General features: G+C 67.9%; 18 protein-coding genes. 9 read left to right on the forward strand and 9 right to left on the reverse strand.

The window, feature by feature from the left end:
- Positions 1-678: 678 nt before the first annotated feature.
- Entirely contained in the window at positions 679-1,476 is a 798-nt protein-coding gene (locus DVK03_RS14245; protein WP_115803679.1) for an IclR family transcriptional regulator, read from the forward strand.
- Between the two features lie 54 nt (positions 1,477-1,530).
- Here DVK03_RS14245 and DVK03_RS14250 read toward each other — a convergent pair whose 3' ends face one another.
- Positions 1,531-3,198 carry an aldehyde ferredoxin oxidoreductase family protein gene (locus DVK03_RS14250; protein WP_115803678.1) on the reverse strand — a complete coding sequence of 556 codons (1,668 nt, stop codon included), beginning with the start codon at positions 3,196-3,198 and terminating at the stop codon, positions 1,531-1,533.
- Positions 3,199-3,356: 158 nt separating this feature from the next.
- On the opposite strand from DVK03_RS14250, the gene DVK03_RS14255 reads away from it, so the two are divergent.
- Together DVK03_RS14255 and DVK03_RS14260 are read left to right on the forward strand one after the other, a co-directional pair.
- Positions 3,357-4,736 carry an aspartate aminotransferase family protein gene (locus DVK03_RS14255; protein ID WP_115803677.1) on the forward strand — a complete coding sequence of 460 codons (1,380 nt, stop codon included), beginning with the start codon at positions 3,357-3,359 and terminating at the stop codon, positions 4,734-4,736.
- 15 nt (positions 4,737-4,751) lie between these two features.
- On the forward strand, positions 4,752-5,138 hold the full coding sequence (locus DVK03_RS14260; RefSeq protein WP_008097267.1) for a Rid family detoxifying hydrolase: 387 nt from the start codon (positions 4,752-4,754) through the stop codon (positions 5,136-5,138).
- Positions 5,139-5,213: 75 nt separating this feature from the next.
- On the opposite strand, the gene DVK03_RS14265 is transcribed toward DVK03_RS14260, so the two are convergent.
- The gene (locus DVK03_RS14265) at positions 5,214-5,867 is read right to left on the reverse strand and encodes a hypothetical protein (RefSeq protein WP_004041279.1); all 654 of its coding nucleotides are present in this window, start codon (positions 5,865-5,867) and stop codon (positions 5,214-5,216) included.
- Between the two features lie 459 nt (positions 5,868-6,326).
- On the opposite strand from DVK03_RS14265, the gene DVK03_RS14270 reads away from it, so the two are divergent.
- Both DVK03_RS14270 and DVK03_RS14275 read left to right on the forward strand, forming a co-directional pair.
- The gene (locus tag DVK03_RS14270; RefSeq protein ID WP_004061931.1) at positions 6,327-7,961 is read left to right on the forward strand and encodes a BCCT family transporter; all 1,635 of its coding nucleotides are present in this window, start codon (positions 6,327-6,329) and stop codon (positions 7,959-7,961) included.
- Positions 7,962-8,142: 181 nt separating this feature from the next.
- Positions 8,143-9,507: an aminotransferase class III-fold pyridoxal phosphate-dependent enzyme gene (locus DVK03_RS14275; protein ID WP_115803676.1), complete on the forward strand. Its 1,365-nt coding sequence runs from the start codon at positions 8,143-8,145 to the stop codon at positions 9,505-9,507.
- A 74-nt stretch (positions 9,508-9,581) separates the two neighbouring features.
- On the opposite strand, the gene DVK03_RS14280 is transcribed toward DVK03_RS14275, so the two are convergent.
- Together DVK03_RS14280 and DVK03_RS14285 are read right to left on the reverse strand one after the other, a co-directional pair.
- Positions 9,582-10,877 carry a threonine/serine dehydratase gene (locus DVK03_RS14280; protein ID WP_115803675.1) on the reverse strand — a complete coding sequence of 432 codons (1,296 nt, stop codon included), beginning with the start codon at positions 10,875-10,877 and terminating at the stop codon, positions 9,582-9,584.
- Positions 10,874-12,184, reverse strand: coding sequence for an amidohydrolase (locus DVK03_RS14285; protein ID WP_115803674.1), 1,311 nt, complete (start codon positions 12,182-12,184; stop codon positions 10,874-10,876). Before DVK03_RS14285 ends, DVK03_RS14280 begins: the two co-directional genes overlap by 4 nt.
- A 129-nt stretch (positions 12,185-12,313) precedes the next feature.
- On the opposite strand from DVK03_RS14285, the gene DVK03_RS14290 reads away from it, so the two are divergent.
- Both DVK03_RS14290 and DVK03_RS14295 read left to right on the forward strand, forming a co-directional pair.
- On the forward strand, positions 12,314-13,282 hold the full coding sequence (locus DVK03_RS14290) for a D-2-hydroxyacid dehydrogenase (protein ID WP_115803673.1): 969 nt from the start codon (positions 12,314-12,316) through the stop codon (positions 13,280-13,282).
- A 6-nt stretch (positions 13,283-13,288) separates the two neighbouring features.
- On the forward strand, positions 13,289-16,447 hold the full coding sequence (locus DVK03_RS14295; protein WP_115803672.1) for an FAD-binding and (Fe-S)-binding domain-containing protein: 3,159 nt from the start codon (positions 13,289-13,291) through the stop codon (positions 16,445-16,447).
- Between the two features lie 57 nt (positions 16,448-16,504).
- Here the strand turns inward: DVK03_RS14295 and gdhB are convergent, their stop codons facing one another.
- Complete coding sequence (gene gdhB / locus DVK03_RS14300; RefSeq protein WP_369333262.1) at positions 16,505-17,812, reverse strand: glutamate dehydrogenase GdhB; 1,308 nt, start codon at positions 17,810-17,812, stop codon at positions 16,505-16,507.
- A gap of 26 nt (positions 17,813-17,838) precedes the next feature.
- Positions 17,839-19,017, reverse strand: coding sequence for a M24 family metallopeptidase (locus DVK03_RS14305; RefSeq protein ID WP_115803671.1), 1,179 nt, complete (start codon positions 19,015-19,017; stop codon positions 17,839-17,841).
- Between the two features lie 345 nt (positions 19,018-19,362).
- Between DVK03_RS14305 and DVK03_RS14310 the strand changes: the two genes are divergently transcribed.
- Together DVK03_RS14310 and DVK03_RS14315 are read left to right on the forward strand one after the other, a co-directional pair.
- Entirely contained in the window at positions 19,363-20,385 is a 1,023-nt protein-coding gene (locus tag DVK03_RS14310) for an LLM class flavin-dependent oxidoreductase (protein WP_115803670.1), read from the forward strand.
- Between the two features lie 65 nt (positions 20,386-20,450).
- A complete protein-coding gene (locus tag DVK03_RS14315; protein ID WP_006600083.1) occupies positions 20,451-20,807 on the forward strand; it encodes a hypothetical protein in 357 nt (118 codons plus the stop codon).
- A 34-nt stretch (positions 20,808-20,841) separates the two neighbouring features.
- Here DVK03_RS14315 and DVK03_RS14320 read toward each other — a convergent pair whose 3' ends face one another.
- From DVK03_RS14320 to DVK03_RS14330, 3 genes are read right to left on the reverse strand one after another with little or no spacing between them, the layout of a single operon-like run.
- On the reverse strand, positions 20,842-22,689 hold the full coding sequence (locus DVK03_RS14320) for a hypothetical protein (RefSeq protein ID WP_115803669.1): 1,848 nt from the start codon (positions 22,687-22,689) through the stop codon (positions 20,842-20,844).
- Between the two features lie 7 nt (positions 22,690-22,696).
- Positions 22,697-23,515 (reverse strand): signal peptidase I, encoded by an 819-nt coding sequence (locus DVK03_RS14325; protein ID WP_115803668.1) that lies wholly within the window; start codon positions 23,513-23,515, stop codon positions 22,697-22,699.
- Positions 23,512-25,152 (reverse strand): TasA family protein, encoded by a 1,641-nt coding sequence (locus tag DVK03_RS14330; protein ID WP_115803667.1) that lies wholly within the window; start codon positions 25,150-25,152, stop codon positions 23,512-23,514. Before DVK03_RS14330 ends, DVK03_RS14325 begins: the two co-directional genes overlap by 4 nt.
- Positions 25,153-25,257 lie beyond the last annotated feature (105 nt).

Here is a 25,257-nt window from a genome sequence, read left to right on the forward strand (position 1 = left end):
CATCACGCGGCATCGCGCCGACCCCAAACCGAGTCCGTGGCGACGTGGGCGTGACCGCGACCTCGACCCTGGGCCCCGACCGACTGAATTACACGGTTACGCCTGTAATGGAGATGCGGACGAGAGACCGACGACGACGGGGAACCGTCAAGCGACCGGGAAGATATATCAACTAAAATATAGTTCTGAGCGCCGGAAGCCGCACAGGGGACCGGCCTCGGACGGACGGCGCGGCCGCAGCGCGCCGACGGATGAGACGGCAAACGAGCCGGGTTGTTCACCCGCCGACGGACCTACTTAAACGTTCACGCGTCCGAAAACCGAGCCGAGAGCGGTCGTCTCAGCCGCTCAGTCGCCCGTGAAACCGACTCTCACGCGTCTCGGAAGACTCGGCGTTCCTAACTCCCGAATACGTATATATGAACGAGCCGGTCACCCCGCAGCGGCCACGATGATTCCGACTCGAACAGGTCGTAATAATCATAGAGAACCATGTTAACTATTGACAATCAAAGCGCGAGCACATAAACGTTCGACTCCGCGGAACGCTCGGAGCGCCGACCAGTCGGGGAGTGTCACGAGTACGCGAGCGTGCAGCGCCGGTGTCGCGGCCGTCGTGGGGGCGACAGTAGTCGTGACGGAGGTACATCTTTAAGCCCAGACCGTAGATTCCCCTCCATGAATAGACACGACCCGTCCGGCGTGCTCAAGACGACAGCCGCCTCCTTGGCGCTCGTCGACCACATCCTCGAACTGGAGGGGGCCACGATGGGCGAACTGGTCGAGGCGACCGACCTCGCGAAGAGCACCGTCCACGCTCACCTCAAGACGCTCGCGGAGTACGGCTACGTCGTGAACGTCGACAACGAGTACCACCTCGGGGCGAAGTTCTGCCACCTCGGAGACTACGTCAGGACGCGCAAGGACTACTACCGCGTCGCCCAAGAGACCGTCTCGTGGCTCGACAGCGAGTCGTCGATGGACGCGGACTTCGCGGTCGAAGAACACGGTCGCATCGTCTCGCTGTACGGCGACCTCGAATTCGCCAACACGCCGCGCTTTCTCATCGACGGCAGCCCGTTTCACGTCCACACGACGTGTTCGGGCAAGGCGATTATCGCCGAGTACCCGGAGACGCGAGTGCGGGAAATCATCGACCGCTGGGGACTCCCGGCGGCGACGGGCGACTCCATCACGACCGAAGACGAACTGTTCGCGGAGTTGGCGACCGTCCGCGAGCAGGGCTACGCCGAAAACAGCGGCGAGGCGGTCGAGGGGTTTTGGGCCATCGGCAAAGCCGTGAAGTCGCCGCGCGGCGAGGTGTACGGGTCGCTGAATCTGAGCGGTCCCGCCTACGTCATCGACGAGGAGACGCGGGCGACGCAGGTCGAACTGCTCGAACGCGCCGCCGAGCGGTTCGAACAGGGCGTCGCGGAGCTGTATCAGACCCAAGCGAACGAGCCGAACGAAGAGTGAAAACGAGGGCGAGAGGGTCGGTGAAGCCGTCGGGCGAAGGGGAACGCAGACGCGTTACGCCGGGACGTTTCCGGACGGGACGACGCCGTCGTCGGTCCAGCCGCGACGCTCGTAGTACGCGTCGAGCGCCGCCTCGAACCCGTCTAGCTCGTCGGCGTACGGGAGCGTGTCGTCGCCGCGGTCGAAGCCGCGCTGGTTGTTGAAGTGGCGTTCGAGCGTGACGATTCGGTCGCCGACGGCCAGCAGGTCCTCGAAATCGGCTCCGAACAGCATCTCGTAGCGTTCGGGCGTCATGAAGTCCCGCGAGAACTTGCAGACGATGCCGCTGTCGTTGAGCGCCATCTGGTTTTCCTTCTCGATGAGGCGCTTGGGTTTGCCCTCGAACCCCTCCGGCGGGTAGGCGTCGTCCTTGCCGACCAGCGGGTACTCCTGCGAGTAGAACACCGCGTACATGTGGTCCGCGCCGCGGTTGGCGACGGCGTACGACAGCCCCTGTCCGTGGAGGACGCGGCCCTCGTGGGCGGCGAAGTCCATCCCCTTGACCGTCCAGTTCTCCACGCCGAGGTCGTCGTGCACGCGGGCGATGCCCTCGGCGAGGTCGTCGCCGACGCCCTCCCGAAGCGCGATTTTCTCCACGAGGTCGTGGATGAGGTCGGTGTTGCCGAACTCGTCTTCGCTGGCGAGGTAGGCCGCGACGGTGTTGCCGGCCGAGATGGCGTCGAGTCCGTAGCGGTCGCACAGCTCGTTCGACTTCATCACTTCCACGATGTCGTCGACGCCGGAGTTCGACCCGAACGCCATGGTGACTTCGAACTCGGGCCCCTCGGTCTCGACGCCCGCCGCCTCGTCTCTCGTGGGGAGCTTACACGCGAACGCGCAGGCCGAGCAGGTTCCCTTCTTGTACTTCTTCTGCTCGATGGCGTCGCCGTTGATGCCCTCCGCGCCCTCGAAGTGGCGCTCGGAGAAGTAGTACGACGGGAGACCGTCCATCTCGTTTGCGAGGTCCAGCACGGCGACGGTTCCCTGTCGCTTCATGATGTGGTCGTCGGTGGCGGCGTCGCGGTGAATCTCCATCTGCGACGCCGGAATCTCGATGTCGGGCGCGGCATCGCCGCCGAAGGTGAGCGCCTTCACGTTCTTCGACCCGAGGACCGCGCCGAGGCCGCCGCGGCCGAACGCGCGCTCCTCGCTCGTCATGATGGAGGCGAAGCGCACGAGGTTCTCGCCGGCGGGACCGACGACCATCGTCCGGTCGGCTTCGATGCCGTGTTCGTCGTCGAGGTACGCGACCGTCTCGGGGACCGTCGCGCCGGCGAGGTCCGGGACGGCCTCGAACTCGACGCCCTCGTCTGTGACGTGGAGGACGACCAGTTCGTCGCTCGCGCCCGCGAGTTCGACCGCCGAGTAGCCCGCGTCAGCGAAGTTCCGCGAGACGAACCCGCCGGCGTTCGACGAGCAGAGGCCGCCGGTCAAAGGCGAGACGCTGGTGCAGTTCGTGCGGCCGGTGAAGCTCATGGTCGACGCCTGCATCGGGCCGGTGCTGAAGTACACCCGGTTGTCCGGGCTGAACGGATCCACGTCGAAGGGAACGCGCTCGTGGGCGAGTCGAGTGGCGACCCCGCGCCCGCCGACGTAGGATTCGAGAATCCCGTCGATGTCTTCCGTCCGACTCGTCTCGTCCCCCAGGTCGACCGTGAGAAGCGGACCTTTTGCGTGTAACATTGGAAAAAGAAGGAGTTGCCTCGCACAAATCCATTGTGGTTACTGTTGTGTCGCTAACCAAATCACCGCGGGAGGTCGACTTCGAAACCGGATACTGTGTACGTTATCAATAGGAATCGTGGACAAATTATTTATGACTGTTCTGCATGGGTTGAGGCATGGTCGCAGGTCCGCCGATTCACGAGTTGCACTTCGACGACGCGCCGAGCGTGGACGACGTTCCGGGGCCGAAGTCGACGCGACTCCTCGAAAAGCAACAGCGAATCGACAGCAGCGCCGTCTCGTACCCCGAAGACATCCCCATCGCGTTCGACAGCGGGAAGGGCGCGACGGTGCGCGACGCCGACGGCAACACCTTCATCGACATGTTCGCCGGTATCGGCGTGCTGAACGTCGGCCACTCGAACCCGTACGTCCTCGACGCGGTCCACGAGCAGACGGACAAGTTCGTCCACACCGTCGACTTCCCGACCGAGGCGCGGCTCGACCTCATCGAGAAGCTGGACGAAATCGCGCCCGAGGGGCTGCGCGGGAACAACCGCGTCGTCTTCGGCGGCCCGACGGGAAGCGACGCCATCGAGGCCTCGATTAAACTCGCCAAGTACAACACCGAGGGGACCGGTCTCGTCGCCTTCCGCGGCGCGTACCACGGCGCGACGAGCGGCGCGATGAGCCTCACCGGCAACAAGAAGTTCAAAGGCGACTACGCGCCGCTGCTGCCCGACGTGGTCCACGCGCCCTACCCGAACACGGTCGAGATGGGCAAGGGCCCGCAGGAGGCGGTGGACCACTGTCTCGAAGAGGTCAAGGCCATCTTCGAGGACCCCTACGGCGGCCTCGCCAACCCGGCGGGCATCTTCGTCGAGCCGATTCAGGGAGAGGGCGGCGTCGTCACCCCGCCGAAGGGATTCCTGAAGGGTCTCCGCGACATCGCCGACGACAACGACGTGCCGCTCGTGTTCGACGAGATTCAGAGCGGTCTCGGTCGCTCCGGCGAGTGGTGGGCCAGCGAGTGGTACGGCGTCACGCCGGACGTGATGACCTCGGCGAAGGCGCTCGGCGGGACCGGCTTCCCGCTGTCGGCGACCATCTACCACGAGGACCTCGACACGTGGGGGTCGGGCGACCACGCGGGAACCTACCGCGGCCACGTCGTCGGGATGCGCGCTGGCACCCGCGCCATCGAGTACATCCAGGAACACGACCTCCTCGCGCACGCCCGCGACCTCGGCCAGTACATCCGCGGCCGGCTCTCGGAGGTCGCGGAGGACAACCCCCGAATCGTGGACGTTCGCGGTGAGGGCCTGTTCATCGGCGCGGAGTTCGTCGACGCCGAGGGCAACCCCGACGGCGACGCGGCCGACGCGCTCCAGCAGTACTGCTTCGAGCGCGGCGTGCTGGTGTGGAAGGCCGGCCGGCACGGCAACATCCTGCGGCTGCTCCCGCCGCTCGTGCTCACCCGCGACCTCGCGGAGACGGCGCTCGACGTCATCACCGACGGCATCGAGTCGGTCACGGCCGAAACGCAACGAGTCTAACCACCCTCACCACCGATGCCACCGGAACGAGTCATCACGGACGACGCCCCGCGCACGGACAACCCCTACTCGCAGGGCGTCGTCGCCGGCGACACGCTCTACGTCTCGGGCTACGGCCCGGTCGACCCCGAGACGGGCGAGGAGGTCGACGGCGACATCGAAGCACAGACCGACCGCGTGCTCGACAACATCGCGGCCGTCGTCTCCGAGGCCGGCGGCGACGGCCTCGACGACGCGGTGAAACTGACGGTGTACGTCACCGACCTCGACGACTACGAACGGGTGAACGAGGCGTACGGCGCGCGGTTCGACGAGGTGCCGCCGGCCCGCGTCTGCGTCGAGGTCGCGCGACTCCCCGGCGACGTGCGAGTCGAGATGGACGCGATAGCGTATCTCGGATAGGTCGCGGATGTGGGGACGGGGCGCGGGGACGCACCCGCGCGACCGCCGAGGTTCCGGGGACCGGCGACCCGCCGGTCAGTCGTTCAGGTCGTCGACTCGGCGGTCGCGCCGCTCGTTCGCGGCGTCGATTCGCTCGACGAACTCGGACATCTGCGCTTTCATGTCGGCGCGCAGGTCGGTCGCAGAGAAGTCGTCGGACTCCGCGAGGAGCCTGACGAACGCCTGTAACTCCTCGTCTGTGAGCTGGTCGAACGCGCCGCGTTCGAGCTTGTCGATGACGGCGTCGACGTCGATTTGGCCGACCGGTTCGACGTTGAAATCGACCGTGACCATCCGGTAGTCGGAGCCGGCCAGTTCCTGTTCGGCCTTGTTGACGCCCTCGGCGAGCATGTCCTTGAACGGGGTGTAGTAGCCCATCGTCCCGAGGTGGAGGAAGGCGAGCATGTCGGTGATGCCCCGCGTGTACGCCTCGCGGTCGGCGGCGTCGGGGTTGAACACCGTCTCGCGGTCGCGGTCTTCGAGCGACTCGAACAGGATGGTGAAATCGAGGATGGCGTTGCGGAGGCGTCGTCGAATCCGGTTTCGCTTCTGTTTTTTCGAGTGGTCGGTGTAGTCGGTCTTCCGGCCGAGCAGGAACTCGCGGTCGCTCGGCGTGAGGATGCCGCGGCCGCGGTCGGCGGCGTAGGCGAGGTCGTCGGTGCCGTCCGTTCCGTCGGCGTCGTTTGCCATATACAGAACGCGTGTACGAATTCGATTAAGCGTTACGAACGAACCGGAAATTCGGCCGATACGGGCCGGAAATCCGGGATTCCTCGGATTCTGTCTACAATTCGTGTGAGAACGCCGGGAGCGCGCGAACGAGGCGGCACCGTTCGGAGCGAAGCGCCCGGCCACGGCGCGACGACCAACCGAAATCGAACCGACCACCGATTTTTCGACCGTTTGTAAACGGATTCCGTTCTCGGCGTCACCGATAACCACAAATTTTATGGTAATGTTTGCACTTGTCGTGACGTAAGACATCAGGTAGCATGGTGTCCGTCGGAGCGATAGCATGACAGACCACATTACAGCACACGGGTGCAACGGTCATCGTGGCGCACAGTTCGGGGCGCGGGCCTCGACCAGTCAGTCGGGAGGTGACGGCTCCGTGCGGACGGAGTCGAGAGGCGCGGTCACTCACGGGGGGTGTCGGCGGTGAGTTCCTCCAACGGCGCGGTCAGCGAGTTCCTCGACGAAATCGAGCCGGTGATATTCGCGTTCGGCGCGGCGATAACGCTGCTTTTCGTCGGCGCGTTCAGCCTCAATCCCGAAGGCTCCTACGAGTTCGTCCTCGGGATTCGCCGGTGGATTCTCGCGACGTTCAACTGGTTCTTCCTGATAGCGATGCTCGGGTTCGTCCTGTTCTTGGGCTTCGTCATCTTCGGGCCGTGGGGGAACCTGAAGCTCGGTGACGAGGACCCCGAGTACGGCTTCCTCTCGTACTTCGCGATGATGTACTCCGCCGGCCTCGCGGCGGGCATCGTCTTCTGGGGCCCCGCGGAGGCGCTGTTCCACTACTCGACGGTCCCGCCGCTGTACGGGGCCGAGGCCCAGTCCTCGGCGGCGATGCCGCTTGCGGTCCAGTACTCCATCTTCCACTGGAGTCTGACCCAGTGGTCGTGTTTCACCGTGATGGGCCTCGCCATCGGCTACTTCGTCTACAACTACGACGCGCCGCTCCGCGTGTCGGCGGTGCTGACGCCGATTCTCGGCGCGGACAACGTCGACGGCGCAATCGGGAAAGTCGTCGACATCCTCGCCGTGTTCGCGACCCTCGGCGGCGTCGCCACCTCGCTTGGCTTCATCGGGAGCCAGTTCATCACCGGCCTGAACTTCCAGTGGGGTATCCAGCTCGGTGACGTGGGGACCATCCTCGTCATCACGGGCATGGTGGTCATCTTCACCATCTCGTTGGTGTTAGGCGTCGACAAGGGGATTCGCCGGCTCTCGAACTTCAACATGGTCGTGTTCGGCCTATTGATGCTCGCGACGCTGATATTCGGGCCGACCTTCCGCATCCTCGAACTCGGTACGCAGGCGACCGGCGGCTTCGTCGGTGATTTCTTCCAGATGAGCCTGTTCACGCAGGCCACCGCGACCAGCGCCAGTAAGTGGGTCAACGCGTGGACCGTCTTCTACTGGCTTTGGCCGCTCGCGTGGTCGCCCTTCGCGGGGCTGTTCATCGCCCGCATCTCGCGCGGTCGGAGCGTCCGCGAAGTCGCGTTCGCCGGCATCGGCGCGACCTCGCTCGCGACGGTCCCGTGGTTCGCCATCGTCGGCGGCGCGGGCGTCATCATGCAGCACACGGGCGCGGCGAACGTCCTCGGTCCGGTCTCGGAGTACGGCGAGGCGGTCTCGGGGTACGTCCTCTTCGGCAATCTCCCCATCGCCGGGCCGCTCCTCCTGTTCGCGTTCCTCGTGCTCGTGACGACGTTCTTCGTCACCTCGGCCGACTCCTCGACGCTCGCGGTGTCGATGATGACCACCGGCGGGAAAGAAGAGCCGTCCGCGCTCAACCGCATCTTCTGGGCCGTCCTCCAGGGCGCGGTCGCGTCCATCCTGATGGTCGTCGGCGGCGTGAACGCCTTGCAGTCCGCGGCGATTATCACGGGCGCGCCGTTCGCGATTATCTGCGTGATAGCGACGCTCGGACTCATCCGAACCTTCCAACAGGACTACGGCAGCCTCCTCCTCCAAGACGAGACGCGCCTCTGGGGGAAGTCGGAGTCGACCGGCGGGCAAGCGCCGGCCGTGAACGTCTCCAGCCACGACGACGACTGACGCCGAGTCCAGCCGACCGCAGTTCCGTCCCCGTCGCCGTCCGTCTCCGTTCTCTGCGCTCGGTTCCCATCGCGAGCGCCGCCGGCGCGGTCGATACGGCCGACGCGACCGACGCGAATAGACCAACACGGTCGTCCCTGAGATACCAAGTTTTAATGTATGCCATTAACAAATCCTGTGTATGAATCGGGATACCGCAGAGCCGGACGCAGCAGCGCTGCCCGGACCCAACGCCGAGAAGTGGGTCGAGTTCCACCACGAACACGCCGCGCCCAGCGAGTACTCCCACGAGTTCGTCTGGGACGTGACCGCCGAGGCCGACGGCCCGTTCGTCACCGACGTGGACGACAACGTCCTCTTGGACTTCACCTGTCACATCGGGGCCGCCCCGCTCGGCTACAACAACGAGAAGGTGCTGTCGAAACTCCGGGAGTTCGACCTCGTCGAGCCGATGAAAATCGCCGGGCAGGACATGTACTTCGGAGCCGGTCCGGACCCCGAGACGGCCGAGTTCCCCGGGGCGAGCCACCTGATGGACAAGCTCACCGACGTGTCCTCTCACTACGGGATGGACACGGTGTTCCTGTCGAACTCCGGGGCCGAGGCCGTCGAGAACGCGATGAAGATAACGCACGACCACGAGGCCCCCGCGAAGTACGGCTACGCCTTCGAGGGGAGTTTCCACGGCCGGACGCTCGGGACGCTCTCGCTCACGAAGTCGAAGGAGGTCTACACCCGCCACTATCCGCAGGTCGCGGGCATCGAGACGGTGCCGTTCTGCGCGGATTCGGGCTGTTCGGGGGGCGACGACGCCTGCGACTGCGGCTTCTTCGCGGGCGACGGCTCGCGGTTGCGGAACTCCCTGTCGCCGGAGGGCGGCCACGTCAACCCCGACGAGGTCGCCTTCGCGATTCTCGAACCGATTCAGGGCGTCGGCGGCTACCGCTTCCCGAGCGAGGCGTTCATGGCCGAGGTGGGCGCCGTCTGCGACACCTACGACATCCCGCTCGTCGTGGACGAGATTCAGTCCGGCGTCGGCCGCACCGGCGAGATGTGGGCCGCCGACCACTACCCCATCGAACCCGACGTCATCGCCAGCGCGAAGGGACTCCGCGTCGGCGCGACCGTCTCGCGGTCCGACGTGTTCCCGACCGAGAAGAACCGCCTCGGGTCGACGTTCGGCGGCGGCGACCTGCTCGCGTCGATGCAGGGCGCGCTCACCCTCGACGCCATCGAGGAGTACGACCTGCTCGACAACGCGACCGAGCGCGGCCGGCAGGCGAGGGAACTCCTCGCCGACGACGCGCCCGACCACGTGGTCGACGTGCGCGGCAAGGGTCTGATGCTCGCCGTCGAGTTCGACACCAAGAAGCGCCGCGACGCCGTCGTCGAGGCGGCGCTCGACCGCGGCCTGCTCACCCTCGGCTGCGGGAAGAAGACGATTCGCCTCCTGCCCCCGCTCGACTCCACCGAGCGCGAAATCGAGCTGGGCGTGGGCATCTTCTGCGAGGCGATGGACGCCGTGGCGACCGAAGCGGTCGCGTGAGGGTCGGCGTCGCCAGCGAACAGCACAGAAAAGATGCAGGCCCGAGAGGGGCCACCCCCGTTTTTCCGGACGCGTCAGGATGACTCAGTAGACTCGCCGCGCTCGTCCAGCGAGTGCGAAGCGACTTCGACTCCGTCAAGCGCCGAAAGCGAGTCGAGGGCGTCCGCGAGGTGGTCCGGGCCGCTCCCGTCGAGTCGGACCTCGACCGGAACCCGATTCGGCGCGTCGGACGCGGTTCGGGCGGCGCGCTCGACGCTGTCGAGTTCGGCCCCCGAGGCAGCGACTGCCTCGGAGAGGTCGCCCAGCGTCGCCGGCCAGCCGTCGAGTTCGAGGCGGGCTTCGACGGCGCGCCCGAGCGCCTGCATCCCGACGCGAGTCAGTTCGGCGTGTTCGGAGAGGCCGACGTTGCCGCCGGAGACGACGGCCGCGACGCGCTCGTCCTCGACGTCGACCGCGCCGGAGAGCAGCGCGGCGACCGGGGCCGCGCCGGCCGGTTCGGTGACCGTCTTCGCCCGCTCCGCGAGGACCGTCGTGGCGACCGCGAGGTCCGTGTCGTCGACCGAGACCACGTCGTCGACGCGGTCGCGGACGACCGCGAAGGTCCGCTCTAACAGTCGCGCGTCGGCGATACCCTCGGCGACGGTATCGACCGCCGAGAGCATGCGAATCTCGTCGGCCTCCAGCGAGGGCTTGGCGTGGGCCGCGCCCTCGGGTTGGACGCCGATAACTCGCACCTCGGGGTCCCGCGCCTGCATCGCGGTGGCGATGCCCGAGATGAGGCCGCCGCCGCCGATGGAGACGAGAACCGCGTCCACGCCGGGCGCGTCGGCCGCGATTTCCCGCCCGACGGTTCCCTGCCCGGCGATGACGGCCGCGTCGTCGAAGGGGTGGACGAACTCCAGTCCCTCGTCCTCTGCGAGTCGCAGGGCGTGTTCGTACGACTCCTCGTACAGTTCTCCTTCGACGACGACGTCCGCGCCGTAACCGCGGGTCGCGTCGATTTTCACCGCCGGCGTGATTTCGGGGACGACGATGGTCGTGTCGATGTCCAATAGGTCGCCCGCGAGCGCGACGCCCTGCGCGTGGTTGCCGGCGCTGGAGGCGACGACGCCCCGCTCGCGCACCGACTCGGGGAGTTGCGCCATCGCGTTGTACGCGCCGCGAATCTTGAACGACCCCGTCCGCTGGACGTTCTCCAGTTTGAGGTCGACCCGCTCGGCCCCGCAGCGGTCGGCTATCGTCCGCGAGCTATCGAGCGGCGTCCGGTGGACCACGCCGTCGAGGCGCTCGTGGGCGTCCGCCACGTCGTCGGCGGTGACGATTTCGGACGCCGGCGGTGCCGACTCGCCGGTGACGCGCCCGTCGCTCATCGGTTCGCTCCCGTCCCGACTGTCGGTGCCGACTCGACCCCCACGACCGACAGAATCGACCGCGTGAGCACGTCGACGCCGGTTTCGAGGCTTCGTTCGTCCACGTCGAACGTCGCGGTGTGGTGGCTCGTCGGATGGTCGGTCCCGACGATAGAGTAACAGGCGAGGCCGCCGTCGCGCTGGACGCGCTCCATGAGGAACGTCGCGTCCTCGCTCGCGCCGAAGTCGGCGGTCTGGACGACGCGGTCGACGCCCTCGACGGTCTCGGCCGCGTCGGCCACAGCCTCCACGAGTTCGGGGTCGCTGTCGGCCCGGGGACTCTCGCTGACCACGTCGACCGTCGCCTCGCAGCCGTGCAGTTCGGCGGCCTTCTCGAACCGCCGGCGGAGTTCGGACTTCGCGTACTCCATGAGTTCGGTCGTCTCGCCGCGCGCCTCGGCGACGGCCTCGACCTCGTCGGCGATGACGTTGCTCGCGGTGCCGCCTTCGACCCGACCGACGTTGACGCGGGTCATCCCGTCGGAGTGTCGCGGGATGCCGTAGACGCTCTCGATGGCCGTTCCGAGCGCGTGGATGGCGTTCGCGCCGGCCTCCGGCGCTTTTCCGGCGTGGGCGGTCGTCCCCTCGATTTCCGCGTCGATGTGGCACATGGCGAGCGGTTTCTCGATGCCGGCGACGACTTCGCCCGTCGGGTGGTCGAGGCCGACGTGGACCGCGAAGAAGTAGTCGATGCCGGCGGCGTGCTCGCTTTTCGCCATGGGCGCGCCGCCCCCCGAAACCTCCTCTGCCGGCTGGAAGAACACGACGAGGCGACCCGAAAAGTCGCTCTCCTTGACGGCTTCGAGCGTCGCCAGCCCCCACGTCATGTGGGTGTCGTGGCCGCAGGCGTGCATCGTCTCGCCCGTCTCCGAGCGGAAGCCCTCGGCGGCGGGGTCGTGGCCCGCGTCGGCCGACTCCTCGATGAACAGGCCGTCGATGTCGACCCGGAGGCCAACCGTCGGTCCCTCGCCGCGGTCGAGGACGGCGACACAGCCGGTCGTCCCGCCGCGGAGGGGTTCGAGAAGCTCCGGGTCGGTCCCGCGGTCGAGCGCCCGCTCGTACCACTCGTCGAGCCGGTCGTCGCTCGGGACGGCCATCCGGTCTGCGGGGTCGTAGGCGTCCGCGCCGACGGCGAGTTCGTCCACGCCGATGGCGCGGAGTTCCTCAACGAGCCGCGCGGTCGTCCGGAACTCGCACCAGCCCGGTTCGGGGTGGCGGTGGAGGTCTCTGCGAAGCTCCGCTAATCGCGCTCGAACGGCGTCAGCCATGCGTACACGTACCACCCGCCACCCACTTAAGCATAAACGGTATCCGTGGACACCGGCTACACAAAAAGACTAAGGGAGCGTCACCCAATCGATGTAGCAACCGCGCCCGCGACGCGCGCGACCGATATCATGACCGAGACAGACATCGTCGTCCTCCGCGAGGGGACCGAGGGCCTTTCGATGGAATCGTACGCCGACGCGCTCCGCGAGCGCCTCCCGGACCGGACCGTGACGCTCGCCCGGACGCCGAAACAGGAACGCGAACTCGTCGCCGACGCCCGCGTCGTCACGGGCATCACGATAGACGAGGACCTGCTGGACCGCGCCGACCGCCTCGAACTGTTCGCCTGCACGTTCGCCGGCACCGACCACGTCCCGATGGACGCGCTCGCGGACCACGGCGTCGCCGTCACCAACGCCGGCGGCATCCACGCGCCGGGCATCGCCGAGCAGGCCATCGGCAACATGCTCGTGTTCGCCCGCCGCCTCCACGAGGGCTGGCGGCGCAAAGAGCGCGCCGAGTGGCGGCACTTCCAATCGGGCGAGTTCACCGACAGCACGGTGACGATTATCGGCCTCGGCTCCATCGGGCAGGCCGTCGCCCAGCGCTTGCAGGGCTTCGAAGTGGAGACCGTCGGCATCCGCTACACCCCGTCGAAGGGCGGGCCGACCGACGAAGTCGCCGGCTTCGAATCCGACGCGATTCACGACGCGCTCTCCCGGAGCGACTACGTCGTGGTCGCGTGCCCGCTGAACGACCTGACCCGCAGGCTCATCGGGGACGCGGAGTTCGCCACGATGCCGACCGACGCGGTGCTCGTCAACGCCGCCCGCGGCGGCATCGTCGACACCGACGCGCTCGTGTCGGCGCTCCGGTCGAACAAGATTCGCGGGGCCGCGCTCGACGTGACCGACCCCGAGCCGCTCCCCGCGGACCACCCGCTGTGGGGGCTGGAGAACTGCCTCATCACGCCTCACACGGGCGGACACACGCCGAAACACTGGGACCGCCTCGCCGACATTGTCGCCGGCAACCTCGGGCGGCTCGACGAGGGCGCGGAGCTGGAGAACCAAGTGCTGGCCGCCGAGTCGAACTGACTCCCGATGGCGACGCAGGAACGCCCCGACGACCCTCGCGGCGACCGGCGGGCCGACTCGCAGGTCGACCGGCGTGTCGACCCAAGCGACGACCCGCGCGCCGGCTACGACTACGCCGGCGGCGACACCGACCGCGAGGCGCTCGTCTCCGACCTCGACCGCCTCGTCGACGGCGACGTTCGGTTCGACGAGTACACCCGACAGCTGTACGCGACCGACGCGTCGGCGTACGAAGTGCTCCCCGTCGGCGTCGTCATGCCGACCTCGACCGCCGACGTGGCGGCGGTCGTGGAGTACTGCGCCGACCGCGAGATTCCCGTCCTCCCGCGCGGCGGCGGCACGAGTCTCGCCGGACAGGCCGTCAACGAGGCGGTCGTCCTCGACCTCTCGCGGCACATGGACGGGGTCGAATCGGTGGACTCCGAGGCGGCGACGGCGACCGCGCAGGCCGGGGTTACGCTCGCGGAGCTCAATAACTCCGCGGCCGACCACGGTCTCACGTTCGGCCCGGACCCCGCCGCGGGCGACCGAAGCGTCCTCGGCGGCGCTATCGGCAACAACTCCACCGGCGCGCACTCGCTGAAGTACGGCAAGACCGACTACTACGTCGAAGAGTGCGAGGTCGTCCTCGCGGACGGGAGCGTCCACCAGTTCGGCGAGGTGGGCGTGGACGACCTCCGGGAGAAAGCCGACCCCGACAGCGACGCGTGGGGTGCCGACGGTCCGGAGAGTCCGCTTCTCCCCCGAATCTACGCCGAGGTCGTCCGCGTGCTCGACGAGGAGCGCGAGGAGATAGACGCCCGCTACCCGGACCTCAAGCGCAACGTCTCGGGGTACAACCTCGACGCGCTGGTCGACGAGGCGCGCGGGGAGCGCCCGCTTTCCGACGGGACCGGCACCGACCCTGACTGCGAGGCGGGGTCCGTGAACCTCGCGCGCCTGCTCGCCGGGAGCGAGGGCACCCTCGCCGTCGTGACCGAGGCGACCGTCTCGCTCGAACCGCTCCCGGAGACGAAGGCGGTCGCGCTCCTCACCTACGAGGACGTGTTCGACGCCGCCGCCGACGTGGCCCCCATCCTCGACCACGACCCCGCGGCGGTCGAACTCATCGACGACGTGCTCATCGACCTCGCGCTCGACACGGCCGAGTTCCACGACGTGGCCGCGTCGCTCCCCGACGGCACCCGCGCGGCCCTGCTGGTCGAGTTCTACGCCGACTCCGACGCGGACGGTCGGCGGAAAGTCGCCGACCTGCTGACGGCTCGCGCGCCCTCGGTGACGCCGGAGGCGACGCCGTCTTCGGGTGTCGGCGTCGCTGACGACGCCCGCGCGTTCGACGCGCTGGAAGCCCACGACGAGGCGGCGCGCGCGGGGCTCTGGGAGATGCGCAAGGCCGCCGCGCCCATCCTGCTCTCGCGGACGACCGACGAGAAGCACATCTCGTTCATCGAGGACTGCGCCGTGCCAGCCGACGAACTGCCGGGGTACGTCGAGCGCTTCCGCGAGGTCATCGACGACCACGACGCGAACACGAGTTTCTACGCCCACGCGGGGCCGGGCGTGCTGCACGTCCGCCCGCTCGTCAACACGAAAACGCTCGACGGCCTCGACTCGTTCGAGACCATCGCCGACGAGGTGACAGACTTCGTCGTCGAGGCCGGCGGGTCGGTGTCGGGCGAACACGGCGACGGCCGCGCGCGAACCCAGTGGAACCGCAAGCTGTACGGCGACCGCCTCTGGAACGCCTTCCGCGACCTCAAGACGGCGTTCGATCCCGACTGGCTCCTGAACCCGGGGCAGGTCTGCGGCGACGTGTCGATGACCGAGAACCTCCGCTTTTCCCCCGACTACGAGTTCGACGCCGGCTTCGACCCCGAACTCGAGTGGGACACCGAAAACGGCTTTCAGGGGATGGCGGAACTCTGCCACGGCTGCGGCGGCTGTCGGGGCGACCAGTCGACCACCGGCGGCGTGATGTGTCCGACCTACCGCGCCACGGAAGAAGAAGGATTGTCGACCCGCGGCCGGGCGAACATGCTCAGACAGGCGATGAGCGGCGACCTCGACGCCGACGCGACGGACACCGAGTTCATGCGCGAGGTGCTGGACCTCTGTGTCGGCTGTAAGGGCTGTGCCCGCGACTGTCCGAGCGAAGTCGACATGGCGAAACTCAAAGCCGAAGTCGAACACGCCCACCACCAGCGCGAGGGTGCGAGCCTCCGAGACCACCTGTTTGCCGAGGTGGACCGGCTGAACGAACTGGGGTCGCGACTCGCTCCGCTTTCGAACTGGGCGGCGAAGGTGCCGGGCGCGCGGACGGTCATGGAGAAGACCGTCGGCATCGCCCGAGAGCGGTCGCTCCCGACGTTCCACCGCGAATCGCTGGAAGACTGGTTCGAAGCGCGGGGCGGCGCTCGCGTCCCCGAGGCCGAGGCGACCGACAAGGTGCTTCTGTTCCCGGACAGCTACACCAACTACAACCACCCCGACGCGGGGAAGGCCGCGGTCCGCGTCCTCGAAGCCGCCGGCGTCCACGTCTCGATTCCCGACGACGTGACCGCCACCGGCCGCCCGGCCCACTCGAAGGGCTTTCTCGACCGGTCGCGGGCGCGCGCCGAGACGAACGTCGACGCGCTCGCGCCCCGCGTCGAATCCGGCTGGAGCGTCGTGCTCGTCGAGCCCTCGGACGCGGTCATGCTCCAGTCGGACTACCTCGACCTGCTTTCGAGCGAGGACGCCGAGCACGTCGCCGCCGAGACCTACGGCATCATGGAGTACCTCGACGCGAAGCGTCTCGTGGAGGACCTCGACTGCGACGCGTCGGCGGGCGCGGCCGACGAGACGCTGACGTACCACGGCCACTGCCACCAGAAGGCGACGCGGAAGGACCACCACGCGGTGGGCGTCCTCCGGCGCGCCGGCTACGACGTTGACCCGCTCGATTCCGGCTGTTGCGGGATGGCCGGAAGCTTCGGCTACGAGGCCGAACACCACTCGCTGTCGACGGCCATCGGCGGCATCCTCGCGGACCAGATTAGCGGGAGCCGCGGCGACACCGTCGTCGCCCCCGGCGCGTCGTGTCGGACCCAACTGGAGGACATGGACGGCGCGGCCGACGACCCGCCGCACCCGATAGAGAAGGTCTCCGAAGCGGTCGCTGACTGAGACGCGCGCCGAAAAAGAACCGCGAGTCGTGTCAGCTTTCGCCCGACGCGCAGTCGCTCAGGGCCAGAGGCCCCGCGTCTCCTTCGCGCCGCCGATGCGAGAGAGCGCGACGACGTACGCCGCGTCGCGCCACGTCAGGTCGCGTTCTTCGACGTGTTCGCGGACCGCGTTCCACGCCTTGAGCATCTCCGCTTCGAGTTCCTCGTGGACGCGTTCGAGCGACCACTGACGGCGGTTGATGTCCTGGAGCCACTCGAAGTACGAGACGGTGACGCCGCCGGCGTTGGCGAGGATGTCGGGGACGACCGGGATGCCGCGCTCTTCGAGGACGGCGTCGGCCGCGAACGTCGTCGGCCCGTTCGCGCCCTCGACGACCATCTCCGCCGAGATGGAGTCGACGTTCTCGGTCGTGATGACGTTCCCGATGGCCGCCGGGATGAGCACGTCCACGTCGAGTTCGAGCAGTTCCTCGTTCGAAAGCGACTCGGGGGCGTCGTAGCCCGACACCATGCCGGGGCGCTCGTCGTGGCCCTCGACGTCCTGCGTGTCGAGGCCGTCGGGGTCGTAGATGGCTCCGTCCACGTCGGAGACGGCGACCACCTTCGCGCCCCACTCGTCGAGGAGGCGGGCGGCGTTCGCGCCGACCGAACCGAACCCTTGGACCGCGACGGTCGTGTCTTCGATGTCCCAGTCGTAGAAGTCAACGGCCTCGCGGGTGACGATGGCGACGGAGCGACCGGGGGCTTCCTCGCGGCCGTACGACCCGCCGATGACCGGCGGCTTGCCCGTCACGACGCCGGGCGTCGTCTCGCCCTGCTGCATCGAGTAGGCGTCCATGAACCACGCCATCTCCTGCGGACCGGTTCCCATGTCGGGCGCGGGAACGTCCTTCTTCGGCCCGACGACGTTGCGAATCTCCTCGGCGAAGCGGCGCGTGAGTCGCTCGCGCTCCTCGTCGGAGAGCGTCTTCGGGTCGACCGCGACGCCGCCCTTGCCGCCGCCGAACGGCAGGTCCATCACGGCGCACTTCCAGGTCATCCACATCGAGAGCCCGATGCACTCGTCGGCGGTCACTTCCGGGTGGTAGCGAAGTCCGCCCTTGTACGGCCCGCGCACGTCGTCGTGCTGGGCGCGGAAGCCGGTGAACACGTCGAGCGAGCCGTCGTCGCGGCGGAGCGGGACCGACACCTGCTGGACTCGCGTCGGGTGCTTCAGGCGCGCGACGACGCCGTCGTCCACGTCGGCGTGACTCGCCGCGCGTTCGAGTTGCCGTCGCGCGGTCGCCAGCGCCGTCTCGGGTTCGGACCCCGAGCCGCCGTCGGTGACCGCCTCGCCGTTTCGATTTTTGCCATCTTCGTTCATCATATTAGGGCTGTGACCCGGAGTCATAATTAAGTTGTGAATAGCCGGCGGGGGAAGTCGGCCAGCGGTTCCGCCCCGTCGGACGTGACGACGAACGTCTCGCTGAGTTCGACGCCGAAGTCGTCGAACCAGAGACCGGGGATGGTGTGGAACGTCATGTTCTCTTCGAGGACGGTCTCGTCGCCGGGGCGGAGGCTCGCCGTGTGTTCGCCCCAGTCCGGGGGGTAGCCCAGCCCCATCGAGTAGCCGATGCGGTCTTTCTTCTCGATGCCGTACTGGGCGATGGTGTCGCGCCACGCCTTCTCGACGGCCTCGCAGGTCACGCCGGGTTCGACCGCGTCGAGGGCGGCTTCCATCCCCTCGACGACGATGTCGGCCCGCCGGGACAGCTCTTCGGGCGGGTCGCCGACGAACGTCGTCCGTGCGAGCGGCGAGTGGTAGCGGTGTCGACAGCCCGAGAGTTCGATGATGACCGGGTCGCCGTCCTCGAACTCGCGGTCGGTCCACGTGAGGTGCGGCGTGCCGGTGTGGTCCCCCGAGGGCATCAGCGGGACGATAGACGGGTAGTCGCCGCCGTAGTCGTCGGTTCCCTCGATGAGCGCCGAGTAGATTGCCTCGGCGGCCTCGTACTCGGGGACGCCCTCCTCGATGACGTCGAGGCCGGCCTGCATCGCGTTCTCGGAGATGCGGGCGGCCTCGCGCATGTAGTCGAGTTCGGCGTCGGACTTCTTGATGCGCACGCGGTTCACGAGGAGCGTCGTGTCCTCGAAGCTCGCCTCGGGGAGATTCTTTTGCAGGCGCGTGTACGACTTCGCGGTGAAGTAGTAGGCGTCCATTTCGAGGCCGACGCGGGCGTCGTCGACGCCGAGGTCCTCCAGCACGGCCGCGACGAAGTCCATCGGGTGGAGGTCGTGCGGCGACTGGACGTGGTCGTCGCTGTACGGCCGGATGCTCTCCTCGCTCAGCGTGGTCGTCGCGCGCGCGCCGTTGGCGTCCATGTCGCGGCCGACCCACACGGGTTCGTCGCGGTCCCGCGTGACCACGACGCCCTGATGGACGTAAAACGACCAGCCGTCGTAGCCGGTGAGATAGTTCATGTTCGCGGGGTCGCTCACGAAGAGCGCGTCCAGTCCCCGCTCGGCCATCCGCTCTTTGGTCCGGGCGATGCGTCTGTCGTACTCGGCGCTGTCGAATACGGCTCTTGGCATGGGAACCTCTATCGAACCATCGAATAGGGCCCGTAAAAATTTTTTGTGGACCACGGTCACGGATACTGTGTACATCAACGCCGCGGTGGCAGTTAGTATTGTATATTATTCACATGACTACATCCGATGCAGAGGGCCACAGGTACCGGTCGTGTCTCATTACAGCCACATTAAGCCTCCAGAAATTTGAATTACCTAAACCATGTGACTCATATAGATAATCTAGATTATTTCACCAAGCTATTGTGTTCCACAGATACAATTCTAACTGCCACCGGCTCACCGAGAACAGTACGCATCTGCTGGGAGCCCAATCGTTATTCCTCGCAGTCTCGGAGCGGGGGTATGGACTTCTCTATCGTCGACCTCTCGCCGGTTCCAAAAGGTGGGACCGCGACCGACGCGTACGCGAACACCGTCGAAACCGCCAAGCAAGCCGAGCGACTGGGTTACTCGCGCTTCTGGGTCGCCGAGCACCACGGCATGGCGAACACCCTCGCGGGGACGACGCCCGAGGTGTTGCTCGGCCACCTCGCCGCCGAGACGGACTCGATTCGGCTCGGTTCCGGCGCGGTGTTGCTCAACCATTACAGCCCGTTCAAGGTCGCAGAACAGTTCGGCGCGCTCGACGGACTCGCGCCCGGCCGCATCGACGCGGGACTTGGGCGGGCGAACGGGTCGCCGGCGGCGGACCAGGCGCTCGGGACGGACCGGCACGTCGAGGACCCCGACGGCGACCACGCGGAGAAAATCGAGGCCGTCGTCAACCACCTCTACGACGACTACCCCGACGAACACCCCTACGCCGACCTCGAAATCCCGCGGGGCGACGGCGACCTGCCGGTTCCGTGGGTGCTCGGGTCGAGTCCGTCGAGCGCGACCATCGCGGGCGAACTCGGACTCCCCTACTGCTTCGCGGGCTTCATCAGACCCCAGTTCGCCGTCCACTCCTTCGAGGAGTACCGCGAGAGCTTCCAGTCGTCGTCGCTCGCCGGCGGCATCGACGAACCACACGGCATGGTCGCGGTGAACGCCGTCTGCGCCGAGACCGACGAGGAGGCCGCGCGACTCCGCGCGGTGGCCGAGGCGTCGTACAAGCGGATGCGCCGCGGCGAGGTCGGCACGCGACCGACCGTCGAGGAGGCGATAGACGAACTCGGCGGCGTCCCCGAGCCCACGCCGGCGACCCTCGGAGCGAAGGAGTGGCCGCGCGCGATTTCCGGCAGTCCCGACACGATTTCGGGGCTGTTGGACCAGCTCGCGGAGCGCGTCGGGGCCGACGAGATGATGATTCAACACGTCGTCGGCAATCACGAAGACGGCCTCCGCTCGCACGAACTGCTCGCAGAGGGCGTCGGCCTCGTCTGACGCGCCGGTCTCCGAGACAGTCCGGCTCCCGGTCGATTCATATCCCAGTCCCCGAAATGAGAGGTGTGTCACGCCTACGTCATCTCCGGCTCGAAGACACGCCGTTCGAGGCCAGAGAGTTCTCGCTGCTCTGGCTCATCGCGCTGGCGACCTACGGCGTCGGCGACATCGTCACGACGCTGACGATTCTCTACTACGAGCGCCGGTTCGACGAGGCGAACGCCCTCCTCGTGGCGAGCACGGACGCTCTCGGACGGTGGGGGCTGGTCCTCCCGAAGCTCGCGGTGTTCCTCCTCTGTCTCGGCATCTGCGTCTACGGCGCTCGCGCCGGCGACAAGGTGCTGTACTACCTGCCGCCGGTCACGCTCGCCGTCATCGGGGCGTTCGCCACGGCGTTCAACCTCCGGCTCTTCGTCGGCTGAGCGGCGAGCGACGGAAAAACGAGGCGCGAACGGCTCAGTCGGTCGCCTGTTCGAGCGTGAAGACGAACTCCACGTCGACGCTGTCGGTCTGTATCTCGTTGCCTGCCGCCTCCCGAAGCTGCCACTCGACGACGAGCGACAGCGACTCCCCGCCGTCGAGTCGGCCGAGCGAGACGGATTCGTTCCACACGTCGGCGAAGTCGAGATACGTCGTCTCATTTCCGAGCACGTAGGAACTCGTCCCGTTGGCCCGCTCGACGCGGAGTCTGACGGCGAGCGCCTCGTGGAGTTCGCCCTCGTCGGCTCCGCCGGTCGAATCGACCGCTAACTCGGGGCCGGAGCGACCGTTTTCGGCGGACTCGAACGGCATCGACTCCAGCGTCAACACGCCGGGGTCGCGCCCGCGGTTGGTGAGCGTCCCCGTCGAGTTGCCCGCGGAGCCGGGTGCGACCGACTGGGTGTCGAGAAGCGAGACGCCCGCCCCGCCGGAGCCGAGTTCGAGGTCGACGCCCGCCGGGGCGCTCCCGGCGGTGTTCTCGACGGTCACGTCGAACGACGCCGTCTCCTCGGTTCGGGCGACCTCGGTCGAGTCGCGGAAGAACACCGCGGTCACGGAGACGTAGCCCGTCGTGACAGTCGTCTCGCCGTCGTCGGTGGCGGCGAAGCCGGCGGTTCGGTTCCCCTCGGCGTACGTCACGTCGGAGCCGAGTGCGGTGGCGATGTCCACGGGACTCGACTCCCGGAGCGTGACGCGCCGCTCTTCCTGCCAGCCGTCGTCGGGGACCCACGCGTTCACCACGAGCACGACGCTGTCGACCGTGCCGGTCCACGAGAGCGTCCCGGTCACGGGGCCGCTGAGCGTCCCGACCGTCCCGTCGACGCTGCGGACCGTCGCCGGGTCCGCGGCCTCGACGGTGAGCGTCGGGTCGGGCGACACCGACGATTCGGCCGTCGTCGTCGTTTGACTGTCTCCGGAGCCACCACCTCCACCGCCACCGCCAGTTCCAGCGCGTGCCGTGGTGGTCGGGGGTGGACTGCTCGTCGGCGCGGGCGTTGGCGTGGGAGACGACGGGGTCGGGTTCGGCGTTGTGGTCGCGCTCGGCGTCGACGCGGGTGTCGGAGTGTCCGGGTCTTCGAACTGGTTCGTTTCCTCCGGTGGGGCGTCCGGCGTCGGCGGCGGCGGGGGGGTCACGGTGACGGTCGGCGGCGACGGCTCGGGGTCGTCGCCACGGAGGTCCGAGAGCACGTCGTTGATACCGCGGTCGTCGAGGAAGCGTTCGATGCTTCCGGGAGCGGCAAAGCCGGTTCCGACCAGCACGATGCCGATGACGACGAAGACGATAAACACCCGGCCGACGACCTGCGAGAACTGCGGCGAGAGCGTGCCGAAAAGTTTCGCCGGCAAGAGCGAGGCGAGCGACAGCGGAAGCGGGAACAGGCCCGCACGCGGCGGGCGGTACTCGACCACCAGCGCCGTCTCGGTCGGCCGGTCGCCGGGTTCGACTTCGTCGCCGACGTCGACCGGACGCGTCTCGGTTCGCGGCCCGTCACCCTCGTCGGAAGAGGACCGCTCGCGCTCGCGTTCGACGAGCGTGGCGTCACCGTCGACGCCGACGAACGACGCCGACGACGGGTCCCAACGCCGGACCGCCCGGACGACGCCGTGGACGGGGAGGCGCTCGCCGGGGAGACAGAGGACGCGGTCGCCCCGCGAGAGACGGTCGAAGTCGACCTCCTCGAAGCGCTCGGCGTCGTCGTCGCGGTCGGCCGCCGACGCGTCGACGAGGCGGCGACACCGCGTCGCGTCGGCGAGCTGGAGTTCGGGCGACCGCTCCGGCGTCCAGTCGAAGTCGAACGCGTCCCCGTCGTCCGAGCCGGTCACGAGAAATTCACCGCCCGTCCTCGGAGGGCTCGTCGGTCGCCGCCGCGTCAGAAGCGCGGTCGACGGGGTCGGTCACCCACACCATGTCGCCGGGCGAGTCGGAGGACGCGGAGGCGGAGGCGGACGCCGAGGGCGACGGGTCGACGACCGCAACGGGCTCCGAGAGACGGACGCCCGTTCGCTCGGGGGAGAGCGTGACGCCGCCGTCGGAGGCGCTGACGTAGCCAGTTCCGGTCTCGGTCCCCGCGTCGGGCGACCCGTCGCGTCCGGCGCTCTCGTCGGACTCGTCGGAGTCGACCTCGACGAGCGCGTCGGCGTACAGCGAGTAGAGTTCGGTCACGACGAGAAGTACGCCGGGGATGATGACGAACAGGACCAACCCGAGTTGCGACTGGGCGAACTGCGCGGCGAGGCCGAGGTACGGGACGCGGAACCAGACGCGGCCGACGACGCGGTCGGCGGCGACGGGGTCCGAGTCGATATCCTCGTTGGCGTCGCCTTTCGTCCGGAACACCGGGCTGTCGCCGCTTCGGTCCACCGCGACGACCCGGTGGGTCACGCGGTCGGTCCGCTCGTCGGTGATGGCGCTCCCGGCCGCTCGGTAGGTGATGATGTCGCCCTCCGAGATGTCCGCGGGCGACACGTCGCGGACGACCACCACGTCGCCGGCGTCGAACGTCGGTGACATGCTTCCGGAGAGGACGGTGTAACTGGCGTCGGCCCCGAAGGCCTGCGGCGCGGCGAGCACGACGACGAGCGCGACGGCGACGAGGAGGACGACGCCGCCGAGGACGCGGGCCGCCGCGGCGAGGCGAGACCAGTTCATTGGTCGGTCGTCTCCATCGTCTCCGTCGTCTCCGTCGTCTCCGTCGTCATCGCCTGCTCACCGTCGTCGTCGCTGTCGTCAACTTCGGTCTCACCGTCTGCATCCTCGCCCGGGCGACGCTTCTCGTCGGTTCCCTCGTCTGCTTCAGCTGTGCCGCTCCGGTCGGGCTCTCCGGCTGTGTCGTTGACCGTGCCGCTCCGGTCGGGCTCTCCGGCTGTGTCGTTGACCGTGCCGCTCCGGTCGGGTTCGTCGCCTGCGTCGTCGCCCGTGCGACTCTCGTCGTCTTCGTCTCCTTCGGCGGCTTCGGCGGCTTTTTCGACCGGGTCGCGTTCGTCCGCGTCGACTTCAGCCGCTTCGATATCGTCTTCGGCGCTGGTGTGGTGATGGTGGCCGCCGTCGGTCTTGACGTCGACGCGCATCACGAGGTCGTCGGGGTCGGCGTGCGAGTAGTGGTGCCACGAGAACCGGAGTTTGCCGGTGAGCGAGAACGACCCGTCTATCTCGCGGCGAATGCGGACGTGGTTCGTGCCGGTCGCGTCGACCGAAACGTCTGCGAGGCTGCTCGTCCGCCCGTCGGCGGTGAGTTCGAGGTCCGAGACCGCGACCGACGACCACGCGGCCGAGGCGGAGACCGTGACGCCGAGCGCGACCACGTCGCCCGCGCCGACGCCCTGTCCCTTCTGGCCGTATTTGTCCGGGTACTCCGTGTCGCCGACGGTCATCGTCACCTTGCTGCCGTCGAAGTCGACGCGGAACGATTCGGTTCGGCCCGAGACCCACGCGCGCTGCCAGTCGTTGTTCTGCTTGTGGAGGCGGGTCTCGAAGGGACCGGAACGCTTCAGCACCGCGATTTCGTAGTTCTCCGGCTCCGAGTTGCCGTACACGAAGCCGTCGTAAGGCTCGCCGTAGCGGGCGACCGTCGCCCAGTCCCAGCCGCCCATCGCGTCGCGGGCGTCGCCGGAGCCGGACTCCGAGTCGTCGTCGCCGGCCTCGCAGGTCGCGCCGCCGTCCGAGTCGGCTCGCTGGTCGAGCGCGAACCGGAGGTCGACGCCCGCGATGTCCGAGGCGACTTCGTTGCCGGCGCTCGACGGGAGTCGCCACGCGATGGAGAACTCCACCGACTCGCCGGAGGCGAGTTCGTAATCGAGGTCGAACGTCTCGTCCGCGACGAAAATCGAGTCGAGGGTCGCGTAGTCCGAACGCCCGCAGAGGAACGTCTTCGACCCGTCGGGAGCTTCGAGCCACGCGCGGACTTCGAGCACCTGCGCGAGTTCGCCGTCGCCGACGCGGGGGTCGTTCTGCGACGGGGGCTCCGACTGGCCGTTTTCGTCGTCGGTGACGCCGAGCACGTCGATGTCGAGGAAGCCGGTGAGCGACCCGCGGTTGCGGAGCGTCACCGACGCGGTGCCGCTGTCGCCGGGCGCGACGTCGACCTCTTCGAGGAACGTGAGTTGCTCGTCGTCGCCGTCAACCGTCAGGTCGAGCGTGCCGACGCCGAACGACGCGTCGGCGCGCTCGGCGTCGGAAAACGCCGAGTAGGTGCCGACGCCCGCGGCGGCGCTTCCGGCGCTAATCGTGAAGAGCCCGCCGAGGAAGCGGCGTCGAGTGAGCGTCAGCGTTGGCGTCTGTTTCGGCATTGAGTGGCGTCGATGAGTGCGTCCGAACGGCCGGGACGAAAGAGGAGACTCGGTCGGAGTGGCTGCGACCGAGTCGCGTCGTCCCCGTCGCCCGCGAACGAGGGT

Origin of the sequence: Haloferax sp. Atlit-109R (assembly GCF_003665865.1) — an archaeon.
Taxonomy (GTDB): Archaea; Halobacteriota; Halobacteria; order Halobacteriales; family Haloferacaceae; genus Haloferax; species Haloferax volcanii.

Bases quoted from the DNA above. Each gene is read 5' to 3' on its own strand.
- DVK03_RS14245 (WP_115803679.1), top strand. From the start codon at position 679: ATGAATAGACACGACCCGTCCGGCGTGCTCAAGACGACAGCCGCCTCC.
- DVK03_RS14250 (WP_115803678.1), bottom strand. From the start codon at position 3,198: ATGTTACACGCAAAAGGTCCGCTTCTCACGGTCGACCTGGGGGACGAG.
- DVK03_RS14255 (WP_115803677.1), top strand. From the start codon at position 3,357: ATGGTCGCAGGTCCGCCGATTCACGAGTTGCACTTCGACGACGCGCCG.
- DVK03_RS14260 (WP_008097267.1), top strand. From the start codon at position 4,752: ATGCCACCGGAACGAGTCATCACGGACGACGCCCCGCGCACGGACAAC.
- DVK03_RS14265 (WP_004041279.1), bottom strand. From the start codon at position 5,867: ATGGCAAACGACGCCGACGGAACGGACGGCACCGACGACCTCGCCTAC.
- DVK03_RS14275 (WP_115803676.1), top strand. From the start codon at position 8,143: ATGAATCGGGATACCGCAGAGCCGGACGCAGCAGCGCTGCCCGGACCC.
- DVK03_RS14280 (WP_115803675.1), bottom strand. From the start codon at position 10,877: ATGAGCGACGGGCGCGTCACCGGCGAGTCGGCACCGCCGGCGTCCGAA.
- DVK03_RS14285 (WP_115803674.1), bottom strand. From the start codon at position 12,184: ATGGCTGACGCCGTTCGAGCGCGATTAGCGGAGCTTCGCAGAGACCTC.
- DVK03_RS14290 (WP_115803673.1), top strand. From the start codon at position 12,314: ATGACCGAGACAGACATCGTCGTCCTCCGCGAGGGGACCGAGGGCCTT.
- DVK03_RS14295 (WP_115803672.1), top strand. From the start codon at position 13,289: ATGGCGACGCAGGAACGCCCCGACGACCCTCGCGGCGACCGGCGGGCC.
- gdhB (WP_369333262.1), bottom strand. From the start codon at position 17,812: ATGATGAACGAAGATGGCAAAAATCGAAACGGCGAGGCGGTCACCGAC.
- DVK03_RS14305 (WP_115803671.1), bottom strand. From the start codon at position 19,017: ATGCCAAGAGCCGTATTCGACAGCGCCGAGTACGACAGACGCATCGCC.
- DVK03_RS14310 (WP_115803670.1), top strand. From the start codon at position 19,363: ATGGACTTCTCTATCGTCGACCTCTCGCCGGTTCCAAAAGGTGGGACC.
- DVK03_RS14325 (WP_115803668.1), bottom strand. From the start codon at position 23,515: ATGAACTGGTCTCGCCTCGCCGCGGCGGCCCGCGTCCTCGGCGGCGTC.
- DVK03_RS14330 (WP_115803667.1), bottom strand. From the start codon at position 25,152: ATGCCGAAACAGACGCCAACGCTGACGCTCACTCGACGCCGCTTCCTC.